The sequence below is a fragment of the Caballeronia sp. LZ065 genome (genome assembly GCF_031450975.1).
Classification (GTDB): domain Bacteria; phylum Pseudomonadota; class Gammaproteobacteria; order Burkholderiales; family Burkholderiaceae; genus Caballeronia.
Map to the genome: position 1 here is coordinate 1,426,936 of NZ_JARUXV010000004.1, position 17,033 is coordinate 1,443,968.

Annotated in this window: 14 protein-coding genes; 5 read left to right on the forward strand and 9 right to left on the reverse strand. The window is 63.7% G+C overall.

Annotated features, from left to right (window positions below; translation table 11 throughout):
* Positions 1–21 precede the first annotated feature (21 nt).
* Both QCE63_RS33090 and QCE63_RS33095 read right to left on the reverse strand, forming a co-directional pair.
* Positions 22–555, reverse strand: a complete 534-nt coding sequence (locus QCE63_RS33090) for a DUF5943 domain-containing protein (RefSeq protein WP_309839052.1) — start codon at positions 553–555, stop codon at positions 22–24.
* Between the two features lie 29 nt (positions 556–584).
* A complete protein-coding gene (locus QCE63_RS33095) occupies positions 585–1,556 on the reverse strand; it encodes a dipeptidase (RefSeq protein ID WP_309818909.1) in 972 nt (323 codons plus the stop codon).
* Positions 1,557–2,085: 529 nt separating this feature from the next.
* Here QCE63_RS33095 and QCE63_RS33100 point away from each other — a divergent pair.
* Positions 2,086–3,081 (forward strand): GlxA family transcriptional regulator, encoded by a 996-nt coding sequence (locus QCE63_RS33100; RefSeq protein WP_309839053.1) that lies wholly within the window; start codon positions 2,086–2,088, stop codon positions 3,079–3,081.
* Positions 3,082–3,085: 4 nt separating this feature from the next.
* On the opposite strand, the gene QCE63_RS33105 is transcribed toward QCE63_RS33100, so the two are convergent.
* Together QCE63_RS33105 and fdhA are read right to left on the reverse strand one after the other, a co-directional pair.
* Positions 3,086–3,616 (reverse strand): GNAT family N-acetyltransferase, encoded by a 531-nt coding sequence (locus QCE63_RS33105; protein ID WP_309839055.1) that lies wholly within the window; start codon positions 3,614–3,616, stop codon positions 3,086–3,088.
* 64 nt (positions 3,617–3,680) lie between these two features.
* Positions 3,681–4,877 (reverse strand): formaldehyde dehydrogenase, glutathione-independent, encoded by a 1,197-nt coding sequence (gene fdhA / locus QCE63_RS33110; RefSeq protein ID WP_309839057.1) that lies wholly within the window; start codon positions 4,875–4,877, stop codon positions 3,681–3,683.
* A gap of 239 nt (positions 4,878–5,116) precedes the next feature.
* On the opposite strand from fdhA, the gene betI reads away from it, so the two are divergent.
* The 4 genes from betI (at position 5,117) to QCE63_RS33130 (ending at position 12,365) form a co-directional block, all read left to right on the forward strand.
* Positions 5,117–5,704 (forward strand): transcriptional regulator BetI, encoded by a 588-nt coding sequence (betI, locus tag QCE63_RS33115; RefSeq protein WP_309839058.1) that lies wholly within the window; start codon positions 5,117–5,119, stop codon positions 5,702–5,704.
* Positions 5,705–5,730: 26 nt separating this feature from the next.
* Complete coding sequence (gene betB / locus QCE63_RS33120) at positions 5,731–7,200, forward strand: betaine-aldehyde dehydrogenase (RefSeq protein WP_309839060.1); 1,470 nt, start codon at positions 5,731–5,733, stop codon at positions 7,198–7,200.
* A gap of 11 nt (positions 7,201–7,211) precedes the next feature.
* Complete coding sequence (gene betA / locus QCE63_RS33125; RefSeq protein WP_309839062.1) at positions 7,212–8,906, forward strand: choline dehydrogenase; 1,695 nt, start codon at positions 7,212–7,214, stop codon at positions 8,904–8,906.
* Positions 8,907–9,032: 126 nt separating this feature from the next.
* Positions 9,033–12,365: a hypothetical protein gene (locus QCE63_RS33130; protein WP_309839068.1), complete on the forward strand. Its 3,333-nt coding sequence runs from the start codon at positions 9,033–9,035 to the stop codon at positions 12,363–12,365.
* A 20-nt stretch (positions 12,366–12,385) separates the two neighbouring features.
* Here QCE63_RS33130 and QCE63_RS33135 read toward each other — a convergent pair whose 3' ends face one another.
* The 5 genes from QCE63_RS33135 to QCE63_RS33155 are packed head-to-tail and all read right to left on the reverse strand — an operon-like array spanning position 12,386 to position 17,030.
* Positions 12,386–12,649, reverse strand: a complete 264-nt coding sequence (locus tag QCE63_RS33135; protein WP_309839070.1) for a hypothetical protein — start codon at positions 12,647–12,649, stop codon at positions 12,386–12,388.
* Entirely contained in the window at positions 12,646–13,083 is a 438-nt protein-coding gene (locus QCE63_RS33140) for a dihydroneopterin aldolase (protein WP_309839072.1), read from the reverse strand. The genes QCE63_RS33135 and QCE63_RS33140 overlap by 4 nt, the downstream gene beginning before the upstream one ends.
* Positions 13,080–13,742, reverse strand: a complete 663-nt coding sequence (locus tag QCE63_RS33145; RefSeq protein WP_309839074.1) for a sarcosine oxidase subunit gamma — start codon at positions 13,740–13,742, stop codon at positions 13,080–13,082. Before QCE63_RS33145 ends, QCE63_RS33140 begins: the two co-directional genes overlap by 4 nt.
* Complete coding sequence (locus tag QCE63_RS33150; RefSeq protein ID WP_309839080.1) at positions 13,732–16,734, reverse strand: sarcosine oxidase subunit alpha family protein; 3,003 nt, start codon at positions 16,732–16,734, stop codon at positions 13,732–13,734. Before QCE63_RS33150 ends, QCE63_RS33145 begins: the two co-directional genes overlap by 11 nt.
* Positions 16,731–17,030, reverse strand: a complete 300-nt coding sequence (locus tag QCE63_RS33155; RefSeq protein WP_309818931.1) for a sarcosine oxidase subunit delta — start codon at positions 17,028–17,030, stop codon at positions 16,731–16,733. Before QCE63_RS33155 ends, QCE63_RS33150 begins: the two co-directional genes overlap by 4 nt.
* Positions 17,031–17,033 lie beyond the last annotated feature (3 nt).

Below are 17,033 nucleotides of genomic sequence, written 5' to 3' on the forward strand. Positions count from 1 at the left end.
TGGCTGCTGGCCGCGTGTGGGTTACGCGAGCGGCGAGACTTCGAACACGCAGTGGTCGTGTCCTTCCGCCGCGCATTGCGTTTCAATGGACGTCGAGCGCGGGCCTTTCCTTGCGCTGTCCGGAGCGGTGTCGTTGACCCGGTCCATCGCGCCCGAGAACCATCCGGCGAACATGTAGCAGAGCTTCCCCTGCTTGCCCGGCTGCGCCAGCACGAACGACGAGTTGTGCAGATGGATGCGGGCGTGCGAACTGGTCGGATCGGATTCGACGATCGAGAACAGGCCCCAGCCGCGCTGCGACAAACGCTTCAGGTAATGCTCGAACACCGCCATGCCGCTGATGCCGTGCTTCTCGGCTTCCTTGTCGCACCAGTGATACGCCGACTTGTAGCCGGCCTTGTAGAGAATCTCGGCGTAGGTTTCGCGGCCGAGCGCTTCCTCGACGGCAACGTGATTGTTCGTGAAGAAATGACGCGGGACGTACAGCATCGGCAGCGCGTCGGTAGTCCAGACGCCGGTTTGCGGATCGACGTCGATGGGCAGTTGAGGTTGCATCGCAAGGCTCCTTGTTGTTGTGCTCAGGTTCAGACGTTCCACACTTCGCCGAAGAAGCGCATCCAGTTCTCGCCCATCACCTTCTTGATGCGCGACTCGCTCCAGCCCGCGCGTTCCATCGCGGCCGTGAGATTCGGGAACTCGCCAATGGTGCGGATGCCTTCCGGATTCACCACCTTGCCGAAGTTCGTCAGACGGCGATAGCGACCCTTGTCGTGCGTGATCCAGTCGAAGAACTCGGTGCTGTAGCCCTGCGTGAAGTCCGTGCCGATCCCCACCTTGTCTTCGCCGATCACATCGATCGTGTATTCGATCGCCTCGAGGTAATCATCGACGGTCGCATCCGGGCCTTTCTTCAGGAACGGCGAGAACATCGTCACGCCGACAAAGCCGTTGGCATCCGCGATCTCGCGCAGTTGATCGTCGGTCTTGTTGCGCGGATGATCCTTCAGGCCCGACGGGCAGCAATGCGAATACGTGACCGGCTTCTTCGAGCACGCAATCGCGTCCGATGACGTCTTCGCGCCCACGTGCGAGAGGTCCACCATGATGCCCACGCGATTCATCTCGTGGATCACTTCCTTGCCATAACCCGACAGTCCGCCATCGGGTTCATAACAGCCGGTGCCCACCAGGTTCTGCGTGTTGTAGCAGAGCTGCACCACGTTCACGCCGAGTTCCTTGAACACTTCGATATAGCCGAGGTTGTCCTCGAACGCATACGAGTTCTGGAAGCCGAAGATGATGCCGGTCTTGTTCTCTTTCTTCGCGCGCAGGATGTCGTCGGTGGTGCGCACCAGCGTCAGGATCTCGCTGTACTCGCGGATCTGCTGCTTCATTTCCGCGATGTTGTCGATAGTCTTCTGAAAGTCTTCCCACACCGAGACGGTGCAGTTCACGGCGGTGACATTACCTTTGCGCATGTCCTCGAACACGGAGCGCTCGAACTTCGAAATGTTCAGGCCGTCGATGATGATGCTGTTGTCGTGCAGGGTGCTCATCGTGAAGTGCTCCGTGTTGCTCGGTAAATGGGAAGGCGCGCGCACAACGCCGCGAGCGGCGCTTTGAACGGGAGAGTCGTGTTCGACATGGAAGGGTCCGTGGGGTCAGGAAGGACGGTCGTTTCGGTCAGGTCTGGCGCGGCTCTCAGCCGGTTCTCGCCGCCTTCATTCGTTGCGTCTATTCTTGACTCTTGCCCTGCCGGTCAATTTACGAATTTAGACGTGTTCTTGGCGTTTTCCGACATCCACGTCTGTTTTCGACAAGTGGCGAATCAAGATTCGGTGTAGCTCTTCGAACGGCAGTGCTTGCTGCACTGCGACGGCACGATCGTGCGCTGGAGCGGTGCGCACCTTTGCCTGTCAGGCCCCGCGTCAGTGCGCAGGTGCTTTCAAGCATGAGCGATGCCTTGAGCCGCTCAGGGTTTCGCCTGATGGCATGGTAGTTGCAATCGAAACCAAAATTGCAAAAGTGGCAAAGCGCCGCGTCTGACGGCGCCAATCAAACAGATTCGAAGGAATCAGTTCTCACATGTCCCCCGATCGCACGGCGTCGCTGTCGCACTTCGCGTTCATGCCGCTTCCCAACTTCACGATGATCGCCTTCACCAACGCGATCGAAGTCCTGCGCATGGCGAACTATCTGACGGGACAGCCGTTGTATCGCTGGTCGATCGTCAGCCCGGACGGCGGTCCGGTCACCGCGAGCAATGGCCTGTCCGTCGATACCGGCCCGGTGGAATGCGTCGGGCAACCGGACATCGTCTTCGTGGTCGGCGGTATCGACGTGCAGCGTGCCACCACCGCCGAACATCTGTCCGCACTCCGCCGCTTCGCGCGCACCGGCAGCGTGCTCGGCTCGCTCTGCACCGGCACCTACGCACTCGCCCGCGCCGGACTGCTTGCCGGCTATGCCTGCGCCATCCACTGGGAAAACATGTCGGCGCTCAAGGAAGAGTTTCCCGACACGCGCTTTCTCAAGGAACTGTTCGTCATCGACCGCGACCGCGTCACCTGCACGGGCGGCGTCGCGCCGCTCGACATGATGCTCAACCTCATTGCCGCGCGGGTCGGCACGGCACGCGTGACGCAGATCGCGGAGCAGTTCATCGTCGAACACGTGCGCGATACCAGCGCACAGCAGCGGATGCCATTGGTGGCGCGGCTCGGATCGGCCAACAAGTCGCTCTTCGAAGTGATCTCGCTGATGGAGAACAACATCGAAGAGCCTTTGTCGCGGGAAGAACTGGCGCGGCTCGCCAGCATGTCGCAACGTCAGTTGCAGCGGCTGTTCCGCGAGCATCTCGGCATGACGCCGACGCATTACTATCTGACGCTGCGCCTGCGCCGCGCGCGCGAACTCCTGCTGCAAACCGACATGTCCATCATGCACATCACGATGGCGTGTGGCTTTCAATCCGCCTGCCATTTTTCGAAGAGCTATCGCGACGCGTTCGGCACCGCGCCGACCCGCGAGCGTCGCAAGCAGGTGCCGCCGCTTTCGTCGGTTTCGGCGATGGTCGCCTGAACGTTCAGATGCGCATGCGCAGACGCGTTTCGCAGACCTCGCAACCGCCTACCCGCTCGGTGCGGAAGACTCCATCCAGCGTGAAGCCCAGCGCCTTGTAGAAGCGCAGGCCGCGCGCATTTTCCTCCAGCGCCCAGAGCGTCATCTGCCGATAGCCCTCGCTCGCGGCGGCGTTCACCGCCTCTTCGATCAGCATCCTGCCCGCGCCTTGCCGCCAGTGCGGCGGGTCGATATAGACCGCCTCGATTTCGGCATCCGTGCGGTTCTTGTCGTAGTCACGTGAAGCGCCCCACGCGATCCAGCCGAGCGTGACGTCGTTGCGCTGCGCCAGCATCACGCGCGGCATGCCGCGCGCGATCAGTTCAGACCATAGCGCCTGGCGCCGCGGCACCGAAAGCGAGGCAAGAAATTCAGCGGGGAAGATGGACCGGTAAGCGACTTGCCACGCGTTGACGTGGATGCGCGCGATCTCCGCCGCGTCGGCAGCGAGCGCGAGGCGGACGGAGAGCGCGGTGCGGAGATAGTCGGCGGTCATGCATCGAGTATGCCGCCGTTTCTGCAGGAAAGCTCGAACTGATACCGCGGTTTCAGGCGCTGTATCAAGCCGCCTTCAGCAGCCCATGCGGATCGATGACGAATTTGCGCGGCGCACCACCGTCGAACTTGCGATAGCCGTCAGGCGCGTCATCGAGCGACACCACGGAAACGTTCACGATGTCCGCAATCGGCAGCCGGTCCCACAGGATCGCCTGCATCAGATTGCGGTTGTACTTCATCACCGGCGTCTGGCCCGTGTGGAACGAATGCGACTTCGCCCAGCCCAGACCGAGGCGAATGCTCAGGCTGCCCTTCTTCGCGGCGGCATCGACGGCGCCCGGGTCGTCCGTGACATACAGGCCCGGAATGCCGATCGCGCCCGCCGCCTTGGTGATCTCCATCAGCGAGTTGAGCACCGTGGCCGGCGCTTCGTGGCCGCTGTCCGAGCCGTGACCATGCGCCTCGAAGCCGACGCAATCCACCGCGCAGTCCACTTCCGGCTTGCCGAGCAACTGCTCAATCTGCTCGCCGAGCGTCGCGTCCTTTGAGAGATCAATGGTCTCGAAGCCCATCTTGCGCGCATGCGCGAGACGCTCCTCGTTCATGTCGCCGACGATCGTGCACGCCGCGCCCAGGATGCGCGCCGAGGCCGCTGCCGCCATGCCCACCGGACCCGCGCCCGCGATATACACCGTCGAACCCGGCCCGACACCGGCCATCACGGCGCCGTGATAACCCGTCGGAAGAATGTCGGAGAGACAGGTGAGGTCGCGGATCTTGGACATCGCCTGCGCCTTGTCGGGAAACTTCAGCAGATTGAAGTCGGCATACGGCACCATCACGTACTCGGCCTGCCCGCCAATCCAGCCGCCCATGTCCACGTAACCGTAAGCACCGCCCGCGCGCGACGGATTCACGTTCAGGCACACGCCCGTGTGCTGCGCCTTGCAGGTCGGGCAACGGCCGCACGCCACATTGAACGGCACGGAAACCAGGTCGCCGATGGCAAGCGTCTCGACGTCGCGACCCACCTCGATCACTTCGCCCGTGATCTCGTGTCCGAGCACGAGGCCGACCGGGGCGGTCGTGCGGCCGCGCACCATGTGCTGATCCGAGCCGCAAATATTGGTCGTGACGACGCGCAGGATCACGCCGTGGCCGATGTCGCGGCCGCGTGGATCGACCATCTTCGGATAGTCGATGGATTGCACTTCGACCTTGCCCTGCCCCAGATAAACGACACCGCGATTGCTGCTCATTGATCGTCTCCATGTTTCGTGGACGGCTCGCGCGACGTCCGTGCCTGCACCTTTGCGGTCCATCGCGCCCGTGCATCGAGGGTAGCGCCGCTTGCACACGGCGACTGTCACTCAATGCGACGCGCGTTTGACTGAATCCGACATCGTCGCCCCCGAACGTTCCGTTCCGATTTTTATTGATTGACCGTTCAAAATAAAAAACCTAACATCGGCGCACGATACTGACTGGAAAGCCTGTCATGCCCAAGCTCGGCATGCGCGAGATTCGCCGCGCGCAATTGATCGACGCCACGTTGCAGACCATCGACCAATCCGGTCTGGCGGGGGCCACGCTGGCCTCGGTCGCGCAGCGCGCCAGCATCTCGACGGGCATCGTGAGCCACTATTTCGGCGACAAGGACGGGCTGCTCGAAGCCACCATGCGCCACGTGCTGCGCGCGCTGTGGCTCGGCACGGCGCGCCGTCGCAAGGCCGCGAAGCCCGACCCGCGCTCGAAGTTGCGGGCCGTGGTGGCGGCGAATTTCGACGTCGAACAGGTGAACGGCCCGGTCATGAAAACGTGGCTGGCGTTCTGGTCGGAAAGCATGCACAAGGCCGAACTGAAGCGGCTGCAACACGTCAACACGCGGCGTCTCCATTCCAATCTGTGCGCCGACTTCTCCCGGGCGCTGCCGAAGCCCGCCGCACGGCGCGCGGCAAGCGGCCTGGCCGCGCTGATCGACGGACTGTGGCTGCGCGGCGCGCTCGCCGGCGAGCCGTTCGACACCAAGGCAGCATTGCGCCTGGCTTACGACTACATCGATCTCGTGCTGGACGCGCGCGGTTGACCTCACCCCAGTTGAAGGAGCGCGACATGTCGGCTTTCGAAGAGCAACGGCTTTACATCGGCGGCGCCTATGTCGATGCAACCAGCGGCGAAACCTTCGACACCCTCGATCCCGCCAACGGGGAACTGCTCGCCCACGTGCAGCAGGCTTCGCAAGCGGATATCGACCGCGCGGTGCGCAGCGCGCGCGAAGGTCAGCGCGAATGGGCCGCGCTGACCGCGATGCAGCGCTCGCGCATCCTGCGGCGCGCCGTCGATCTTTTGCGCGCCCGCAACGACGAACTCGCCGCGCTCGAAACGCGCGACACCGGCAAGCCCATTGCCGAGACGCGCGCCGTGGATATCGTCACGGGCGCGGATGTCATCGAGTATTACGCGGGACTGGCCACGGCCATCGAAGGCGGGCAGATTCCCTTGCGCGAGTCGTCGTTCGTCTATACGCGGCGCGAGCCACTCGGTGTGTGCGCGGGCATCGGCGCGTGGAACTATCCCATTCAGATCGCGTGCTGGAAATCGGCGCCCGCGCTTGCGGCGGGCAACGCGATGATCTTCAAGCCGAGCGAAGTCACGCCGCTGAGCGCGTTGAAGCTCGCGGAAATCTATTCCGAGGCGGGCGTGCCCGCGGGCGTCTTCAACGTCGTGCAGGGCGACGGGCGCGTCGGCGCGATGCTGGCGGAACATGCGGGCATCGAGAAGATTTCGTTCACGGGCGGCGTCGAGACCGGCAAGAAAGTCATGGCGCGCGCGGGTGGATCGACGCTCAAGGAAGTCACGATGGAACTGGGCGGCAAGTCGCCGCTCCTCGTGTTCGACGACGCCAGTCTCGAACGCGCGGCGGACATCGCGATGAGCGCCAACTTCTTCAGCTCCGGCCAGGTGTGTACGAACGGCACGCGTGTGTTCGTCCAGCGCGGCGTGATGGAAGCGTTCGAGGCGCTGCTGCTGGAACGTGTGAAGCGCATCCGCATCGGCGCACCCGATGATCCTGCTACCAACTTCGGTCCGCTCGTCAGCGCGGCGCAGATGCAGAAGGTGCTGGGCTTCATCGAGAGCGGCAAGCGCGAAGGCGCGCGGCTCATCGCGGGCGGTGCACGGCTGACCGAAGGCGTACTCGCGCAAGGCCAGTACGTCCAGCCAACCGTGTTCGCCGATTGCCGCGACGACATGCGCATCGTGCGCGAGGAAATCTTCGGCCCGGTGCTGAGCCTCCTTGCCTTCGACGACGAAGACGAAGTGATCGCCCGCGCCAACGACACCGACTACGGTCTCGCAGCGGGCGTCGTGACGGAGAATCTGTCGCGCGCGCATCGCGTGATTCATCGGCTTCAGGCGGGTATCTGCTGGATCAACACCTGGGGCGAGTCGCCGGCGGAAATGCCGGTCGGCGGCTACAAGCAGTCGGGAATCGGCCGCGAGAACGGCATAGCGACGCTCAACGCCTACACGCGCATCAAGTCCGTGCAGGTGGAGCTCGGCCCCTATCAGCCCGTGTTTTAAGGAGCTTCACGATGAGCGCGAACGAATACGACTACATCGTCGTCGGCGCGGGATCGGCGGGCAACGTGCTCGCCTCGCGTCTCACCGAGGACGCGGACGTGACGGTGCTGCTGCTGGAAGCGGGCGGCCCCGATCATCGCTTCGACTTCCGCACGCAGATGCCTGCCGCACTGGCGTATCCGTTGCAGGGACGGCGTTATAACTGGGCGTATGAAACCGAGCCCGAGCCGCACATGAACAACCGCCGCATGGAGTGCGGCCGCGGCAAGGGGCTGGGCGGGTCGTCGCTCATCAACGGCATGTGCTATATCCGCGGCAACGCGCTCGATTACGACAACTGGGCCTCGATGCCTGGTCTCGACAACTGGAGCTATCTCGACTGCCTGCCCTATTTTCGCAAGGCGGAGACACGCGACATCGGGCCGAATGCGTATCACGGCGGCGACGGCCCCGTGCACGTGACGACCAGCAAGCCCGGCAACAACCCGCTCTTTGCCGCGATGGTCGAAGCTGGCGTGCAGGCAGGTTATCCGCGCACCGAAGACCTCAACGGTTATCAGCAGGAAGGCTTCGGTCCGATGGACCGCACCGTGACCGCGAAGGGCAGGCGCGCCAGCACCGCGCGCGGCTATCTGGACCGCGCGAAACAGCGCGGCAATCTCACGATCGTTACGTATGCAACCACCGACCGCGTGCTGTTCTCGGGCAAGCGGGCGATCGGCGTCGCGTATCTGCATGGCGGCGAACGCGTGACCGCGCATGTGCGCCGCGAAGTGCTCGTGTGCAGCGGCGCCATTGCCTCGCCTCAGTTGCTGCAACGCTCGGGCGTCGGACGGCCCGACTGGCTGAAGCCGCTGGAGATTGCCGTGGTGCACGATCTGCCGGGCGTCGGCGAGAATCTTCAGGATCACCTCGAGATGTACATGCAGTACGAATGCAAGGAACCCGTGTCGCTGTATCCGGCGTTGCAGTGGTGGAATCAGCCGGCCATCGGGCTCGAATGGCTGTTGAACGGCACGGGCATCGGCGCGAGCAACCAGTTCGAGGCGGGCGGCTTCATCCGCACGCGCGATGATGATGCATGGCCCAACATCCAGTATCACTTCCTGCCGGTCGCGATCAACTACAACGGCTCGAATCCGATCCGCATGCACGGGTTCCAGGCGCACGTCGGCTCGATGCGTTCTCCGAGCCGTGGCCGCGTGAAGCTCAAGTCGCGCGATCCGCATGCGCATCCGGGCATCCTGTTCAACTACATGGCCGATCCGCTCGACTGGCGCGAGTTCCGCGATGCGATTCGCATCACGCGCGAGATCATGCGTCAGCCGGCTCTCGACCGCTACCGGGGCCGCGAGCTGCATCCGTCCGACGACCTCAAGAGCGACGCGGAATTCGATGCCTTCATCCGCGCCAAGGCGGAGACGGCGTATCACCCGTCATGCTCGTGCAAGATGGGCGACGACGACATGGCGGTCGTGGATGGCGAAGGCCGCGTGCATGGCATGCAGGGGCTGCGTGTCGTGGATGCGTCGATCATGCCGCAGATCACGACCGGCAATCTCAATGCGCCGACCATCATGCTGGCGGAGAAGATCGCGGATCGCATCCGGGGCGTCGAGCCGCTGGCGCGGGTCGAGACGCCTTACTTCGTGGCGGACGGAAAACGAGCGCGGGCTGCGCAGGCACTGGATCTGGCCGGACACTGATCGAGCCTGGTGAGGTTCGTCGTACTGCGGTACGACCGGACACGTTTCACTGTGGGTTCTAATGGAATACGGCAAGGGCGGGCATGTCCCTTTCCCGCCCGATAACTCGATACCCGAGAGTATTTCATGTCAGTGAGTTCGGTCGGCAGCCGTCCTGCCGATACAGCATCGCCAGCCGATTCGTCGGATTCCAGTGCAACCCAGCCCGTTCAACAAGACGCGCCGCAGCCAACGAAACCCGACGATGCCGACACAGGCGTCCAGGCCGACGAACCGCGCACGCCATCCATCCCGACCCAGCTCTCTGTCGACCCGCCGGCAGACTCCACTTCGCCCTCGCCCAATGCGCCGGCTTCGGATGCATCGAAGCAGGGAGACGCCATCCTCCAAGGCGCCACCGCCGATGAACTCGACCGTCTGAACGCGACCTACGACGCCGACGACATCGCGTCCTGGCGCAATCAGGACAACGCCGCCAGCGCGCGCGAGCTCAACGGCATCAACATGACAGGCCGTCCGGACTACGCAAAGGCGTTCCAGAACCAATTGCCCGGCCTTCAGGCACAGATCGCCGACATGCCTGACGACGCCCTGCGTGAACAGAACCTGGCCCAGCTCTCGATGTTCAGTATGGCTTTCGAGAACACCGCCGATCCGGGTCAGCGTGCCGCCATCGTCAAGCAGTTCGAGTCGTTCCGCCAAGCCATGTCCGAAGAGCATGACGACGTTCAGGCCGATCCCGTCAAGCACGCCGAGTCAATCTTCACGGCGCCCTTCGGCAGCGGCTATCTCGATGCCGAAGGCAAGCGCGGCGTCGAGCGCCTGGATAACCTGCGCGACAACTTCGAGAGCGCCACCACGTCCGGGGAGCGCGAAACCGCCATGGCCCAGGCCGCCGCGCTCAAGCGTGTTCTGCAGTCGCAGATCGCGGACCGCATTGATGACGAGGTCGATGCAGCGCGACTCGCCCGCCAGAAGACCTTCGGCGAGGTGATCCAGCGCATGCAGGATGCCTCCGGCATGACCGTCTACGGCACGGGCGACGATTCCCCCAAGCGGCTGCAGTACTTCGGCGCAATGCTGAACGACGAACAGCACGCGCTCGCCTTCACCGAACTGATGAGGATGAGTCCCGACGGCTTCAGCAAGCTCAGAGAATGGGAGGACCGCACCCGTTGCCTGGACGCCGATGCGGAACACGCCGAGCAAGGCCATCTGTTCCACCGCTTCGAGTTGCCGCCTTTCTCCAGCTTCTCCGATGTGCTCAAGAACCCGCCCTTGCCCAATGATGACTATGGCAAGAACCTTCTGGACGAGTATCAATGGGCACAACGCCGGCTCGTGGCCGCGCAACAGCGCATCAGCGTGCAAGGCAAGACCGACATGAACCCGCTGCGTCGCGAATACCTCGCAGCCTATTCACCACCCCCGCCGGAATGGCAGCAGCAACTCGACGAGGCGTTTTGCCGCCTGAGCGTCGGCGCCATGCCCGTGGTAAGCCTGTTCACCAACTCGATCTGCCCGCACAGCCATCTGAACGATACTGGTCGCACGTTCATCGATATCGGTGCCGGTGTGCTCGGCACGGCGCTGGGCTACAAGATGCCCGACATGGACATCGTCGGTCCGGCAATCAAGGGCGGCATGTCCAAGGCCGGCGCGCTGCTCGACCTGCTGCGCAAGCCCAAGGCCGTCGAAGTGGCGGCGCCGGGCGCGGCAGAAGTCGCCCAGGCTGCCTCATCCGCCAAGGCGCCGCCGCTCAGCGAACTCGACTCTGCCAGCGCGCATATCAACGGCGAACAGCCTTTACCCTCGTCTTACCGGTACGACGCGTCGATCACCCAATCCACGCCAGGCAGCGCGCCCGGCGTGATGGTCGACCAGCAAGGCCAGAACTTCATCACGATGGACGGCCAACCTTTCGCGGTCAAGTACGACAAGGACAACGGCACCTGGCGCGTCTACGATCGAAGCAATCCGTGGCGGCCTTCGTTCCCGGTGCGGGTCAACGAGCAGGGGATCTGGGAACCCCACTCGGATACCGGGCTTGCCGGCGGTGCTCCGCCGCCTCTACCAGCCGAAAAGAAGCAAGCCATCCTGGACGATGTGAGGCAGCATCCCTACTTTTCGCATAAACAGATTGGCCTCCGGAACGATGTAAGCGCGAGTGCGGTAGGCAAGATTCTGCAAGCGAACGACATGGAACAGCAGGGACTCGGGCAGCAATGGCAAGCACACGTGAACCAGCTCACTCCGGATGTCCGGTCGAGAATCACCGAGTCGCTGGCGGCCCATCCCTATCAATATGCGGAGATCGCACAACAATTCGACACCACGCCCGGCGTCGTGAAATGGGTGGCCAAAGGCGCGCCGGAAAACCTGTCGTTCAAGACTACCGCCGAAGCGATCGGAACCGAGCTGTCAGAATTTCCCGGGCTGGATCATGGAGAGTTGGCCAAACGGTTCGATGTCACCCGCGAAGAAGTCGACGCCATCGCCGCCCTTCCTCAAGATCCTCCAGGAGGAAACGTGGCACGCCTCGCTGGCAACGCGATGCGACCCGAAATCATTCAAATGGTGACGGACTACCTGCGGAAACATCCGGATGCAAGCTATTCGAACATCGCGGCAAAACTTGCCGTCAGCGCGAACGCGGTCTCCAAGATTGCAGCGGAAAGCGGACTGGAGCGCACGGTGCCCCGTTACCGTATCTCCAGTGAAACGACTGAAGCGATACGGCATTACGTCGTGACGCACCCGGATGCCGGGCCGGGCGCCGTTGCCCGAGAGTTCGGCGTTTCAATCCCTGTCGTGAAGCGAATCCGACAAGGAGTTTTGCAGCAGCAAAGCTGGCAGCAGGCCGCTGCGACACCTGCAACGATCAAGCACCGCGTGGTACAGGATCTCCAGACGACATCCATGACGTACGTGGAGATTGCCAGGAAAGAAGGAACAGACCTCGCCACGGTCATGAAGCTCGCCGGAGCGCGGGAACTGGAGCGGCCCATCGCCCCTGCGGCGGCAGGCGCGCCGGCCGTTGCCACTGCCACCGAGATGGCGCCGCCAGGGCTCACCGAAGCCAATCGGGCCGACATCCGGAATTTCATGGAAAACTGGGTCGCGCCCGGATACATCGCGCAGATGCTCGGGCTCGACGAGAATCTCGTCTCCCGGTACGTGCATAAGCTCGCGCCGAATTACGCGACCACAGGTTACTTCCCGGTCAACCCGGTGCCGCTCGAGCAGAACATACGCGTCCAAGAACCGCCACCGACGCAGCCAACGGCGCCCACCGTGCCAATGCTGACCCGGCAAGACCAGGAAACCGTCCAGCTGCTCATAGGTGACGGCTATCAATTCCCGCTGCAATCCATCGCGGACTGGATCCAGCAGCCCATTGAAACGGTGCGGGTTTACATCCGCTCCATCAATCCAGCCTATCTGCAAGCGCATCCGTGATTGATCGAGTCATACCCGCATCACGTATCGAACCGCGCACGCGCCGTCGCGGCAATGCGCATCAACGCGTCCACGCTGAGCCGCGCCGCGATCGCTTTCACATAGTCGTGATGCCAGCTTTGCAGCGGCGCATCGAGATATTGCGCATGGAGGTAGCGAATCAGCGCGATGCGCCGATGCTTCAGCGCAATGCTGCGATCGAGCAGCGCGAGCGCCGCGTCCGCATCGTGCTTTTTGAAGGCACGTGCGGACAGTTGTGCGGCGGCATCGCGTGACGGATTCATCGCGCCAGGGCGTGACCTGCAGCGCTACGCAACCGCCACGCCTCATGATCCGCGCGACGCCAGTCCAATTCCAGCCCGAGACGTTTCGTGCCGGGGCGGATCTTCGGTTTGTGCAGCGTGAGCGTCAGCGCATCGAGCGCGGGCCATTCATCGAACGAGAGTGCGGCAATCTCCACGGCCAGCGTTTCGAGCAGGCGCGTATGCGGCTTCGTTTCGAGAAACGCGCTCACGCGATTGCACCACGCTTCGTAGTCGATGAGACCATCGTCCGATTCATCCGGCATCGCGCGGTAATGCAGGCTCGCATCGATGCAGACGGGCTGTGGCCCTGCATGCTCATGCTCGTAGAGACCGACGCGCGTTTGCACGATCAGCTCGTCGACCACGACACGCCAGCCTCGTCCGCCCATCTCCAGCGGCTCGAACGGCTTCATGAGAGCAGCGGCTCAGCGGCGTCGAGCATGATCTTCACAAAGTAGTCCGCGAAGCTGCGGCGCACGATCAGTTCGAAGCGGTCGCCGCCGAGCGGCACCAGCGTCAGCGATGCCTTGAAGAAGTGGCTCTGCGCGCACTGGCCTTCGCCGAACAGCTTCGGATGCAGATCGAGCGGACAGCCGCGCGACAGCAACTCGCGCGTCTTCGGGCCATCGATATCGAGCACCGTGTAGCCGCTGCCAATATCCACCGCCGCCGAGAACTGACCGACGAACGCTTCACGCAGCTTCGCTTCGAGCGGCGCGGGACGCGAGGCGTCGTGAGCGGCGTCGGAATGCACGAGCCATTCGTCGGGACCGAGCCACAGCATCGTGTAGCCATTGCCGCGCGCGACGGTATTCGGCTTCTCGGGCGGCGTACAGCCGAGCACGTTCTGCACTGCCGTCACGAAACTCGCGTCACGCGTGTCGCCACGCACGTTCACGAGTTCGAGGAACGGCCGCTCGGTGAGGCGGAACGCCTTCGGCGACCCGCCCTGATGAGCTTTGAGAAGCGCATCGGCGCCAACGAGCGGGGATTCCTGCCAGGTACCGCTCAGTGCCTGTGCGCCGATGGCACGATCGACGACCGCGGCGCCCGTTTTGATCTCATTCAACATGCTGACGTGCTCCTTCGCTGTCGTAGAACACCGAACTGGTGATTTTTGCTTTCACTTGCTTGCCGCTCGCGAGCGGGATCAGGACCGATTCGCCCATCTTGTCGAGACCGCCCTTCAACACGGCCAGCGCGATCGAACGCTTCAGGATCGGGCTGTAGTAGCTCGAGGTCACATGGCCGAGCATCGGCGCGGTGTCGCCCTGGAACGGGCCGGCCACGATCTGCGCGCCTTCCGGCAACACGTATTGCGGATCGTCGGTCAGCAGGCCGACGAACTGCTTGCGCCCCTGCTTTGACGTGTCCGAACGCATCAGCGAACGCTTGCCGATGAAGTCCTTCGACTTCGCGACCAGTCCGCCCATGCCGAGGTCGTAGGGCGTCATCGAGCCGTCCGTATCCTGGCCGACGATGATGTAGCCCTTCTCCGCGCGCAGCACGTGCATGGTCTCCGTGCCATACGGCGTGATGTCGAACTCGGCGCCCGCTTCCATCAGCGCTTCCCACACCGCGCGTCCGACGTTCGCCGGCACGTTCACTTCATAGGCGAGTTCGCCCGAGAAGCTGATGCGCATGATGCGCGCCGCCGCGCCCGCCACCGTGCCGTCGCGATAGCTCATGAACGGGAACGCCGCGTTGGCGAAGTCCACGTCGTGACAGACCTTCTGCAGCACCTTGCGGCTGTTCGGCCCGACGACCGCGAAGGTCGCCCAATGGTCCGTCACGGACGCCAGCCGCACGCGCATGTCGGGCCATTCGGTCTGCAGCCAGCGTTCGAGCCACGTCAGCACGCGCGCGGCGCCGCCGGTGGTGGTCGTCATCATGTAGTGCTGTTCGCCGAGGCGCACGGTCACGCCGTCATCGAAGATCATGCCGTTTTCGTCGAGCATCAGGCCGTAGCGGCACTTGCCCACTTCGAGCTTGCTCCACGGATTCGTGTACATCCAGTTGAGCAGCTTGGCGGCATCCGGGCCCTGAATGTCGATCTTGCCGAGCGTCGAGGCATCGAGAATGCCGACGCTTTCACGCGTCGCGAGCGACTCGCGCGCCACGGCCGCATGCATGTCCTCGCCCGCTTTCGGGTAATACCACGGACGCTTCCAGTTGCCGACATCCTCGAACATCGCGCCGTTCCCGACGTGCCACTCGTGAATGGCGGTCTTGCGCACCGGATCGAGAAATTCGCCCAGCTCGCGGCCCGCGAACGTGCCGAACGTCACGGGCGTGTAGTTCGGGCGGAAGGTCGTCGTGCCGGTTTCGGGAATGGTCTTGTTCAGCGCCTGCGCGAGAATCGCCATGCCGTTGATGTTGCCGAGCTTGCCCTGGTCGGTGCCGAAGCCCATCGCCGTATAGCGCTTCACGTGCTCGACCGACTCGAAGCCTTCGCGTGCGGCGAGATAGATGTCCGCCGCCGACACGTCGTTCTGGTAATCGACGAACTGCTTCGGACCGCGCGTCGCCAGCTCCTTGTTGCCGACGATCCACAACGGCAGCATCGGCGCCTCGACGATCTCGGCCACCTGCACCGGCTGCGGCTTCGCGACGATATGCCCCGCCGCACGCGCCGCATCCGCGCCCGCCTCGACGCCAAACCGAAGGCCGCGCGCCAGCGAGAACTCGCCCGCGCATGCACCGACGCTGCTCTCCGCCTGCATCGCCTTGCCCGGCACGAAGCACGCTTTCTCGTCGTGCCAGTGCGCCTTGCCGCCCGACTGCGCGAACAAGTGCAGCACCGGGCTCCAGCCGCCCGACATGGCCACCAGATCGCATGCCAGGTCTTCCTGCTTCTGCCCGACCTGTCCGTTCGCATAGGCCGCGACTTCCACCGACGCGACGCGCAGCTTGCCTCGCGCGGCGGTGATCACCGCGTTGTTCATCACGCGGATGCCTTGGCGGCGTGCGGCTGCCGGCAGCGTGCCCTTCGATTCGGCTGCACGCGGATCCACCACGGTCACCGCGGCGCCGGCCGTCTTCAGGTCGAGCGCGCACTGATAGGCGTCGTCGTTATTGGCGAACACGACCGCGTTGCGGCCCGGCAGCACCGCGTAGCGATGCAGATACGTCGACACCGCCGATGCCAGCATGATGCCCGGCAGGTCGTTGTTGCCGAACACGATCGGACGCTCGTGCGCGCCGGTCGCGAGAACCACGCGCTTCGCGCGGACCTTCCACATCAGTTCGCGCGTGCCCTTGCGGGTCGAGACCGGCAGATGCTCGGTCAGACGCTGCGTGATCGTCACGAGGTTGTGATCCTGATAACCGAACGCCGTGCTGCGCGACAGGATCTTCACGTCGGGCATGCGGCGCAGTTCGGCTTCGACCTTTTGCACCCATTGCAGCGCGGGCTTGCCGTCGATCTCGGCGCGGCACGACAGCAGCGAGCCGCCGAGTTCACGCTGGTCGTCGACCAGGATCACGCGCGCGCCGGAAAGACCCGCCGCATGCGCCGCCGCCAGACCCGACGGTCCGCCGCCGACCACGAGCACGTCGCAATGCGCGAAGCACTTGTCGTAGCGGTCGGCATCGAGATGCTTCGGCGCTTCGCCGAGACCCGCTGCGTCGCGAATCACTTCTTCGTACTTCGGCCAGAACTTGCGCGGCCACATGAAGGTCTTGTAGTAGAAGCCCGCCGGAATGAAGCGCGCGATCTTCTGATTGACCGCCATGCGGTCGTTCTCGATGTTCGGCTTCGCATTCACGCTCTTGGCGACGAGCCCCTGATACAGCTCGACTTCCGTGGCGCGCGCATTGGGCACTGTGTAAGCGCCGGTTTCGAGCTGGACGACGGCATTCGGCTCTTCCACGCCCGCCGTGATGATGCCGCGCGGACGGTGGTACTTCCAGCTGCGCGCGACGAAGCGTTCGCCGCTGGCGAGCAGCGCGGAAGCGAGCGTGTCGCCTTCATAGCCCTGATAGGTCTTGCCGTTGAACGTGAAGGTCAGCGTAATGGCGCGGTTGATGCGCCCGCCCAGGCCGAGTCGGTCTTTCTGGCTCATTTCGACTGTGCTCCGTTGTCATTCATCACAGCCAGCGGACGGTCGAACGTCTCGTAGCCCTGAATCTCGTAGGAAACCGTATCGCGCTGCACCTTGAACCAGCGGCGGCAGCCCTGTGCGTGCATCCATTGCTCGCGCGCCGTGCCACGCGGATTCTTGCGCATGAAGAGGTAGTCGCCCCATTCACGGTCGGTGAGCTTTTCGGTGTCGAGCGGACGCGCAATGTCCGCTTCGCCGCCGCAGGAGAATTCGGTTTCGGCGCGTGGCCCGCACCAGGGGCATTCGATCAGCAACATGGT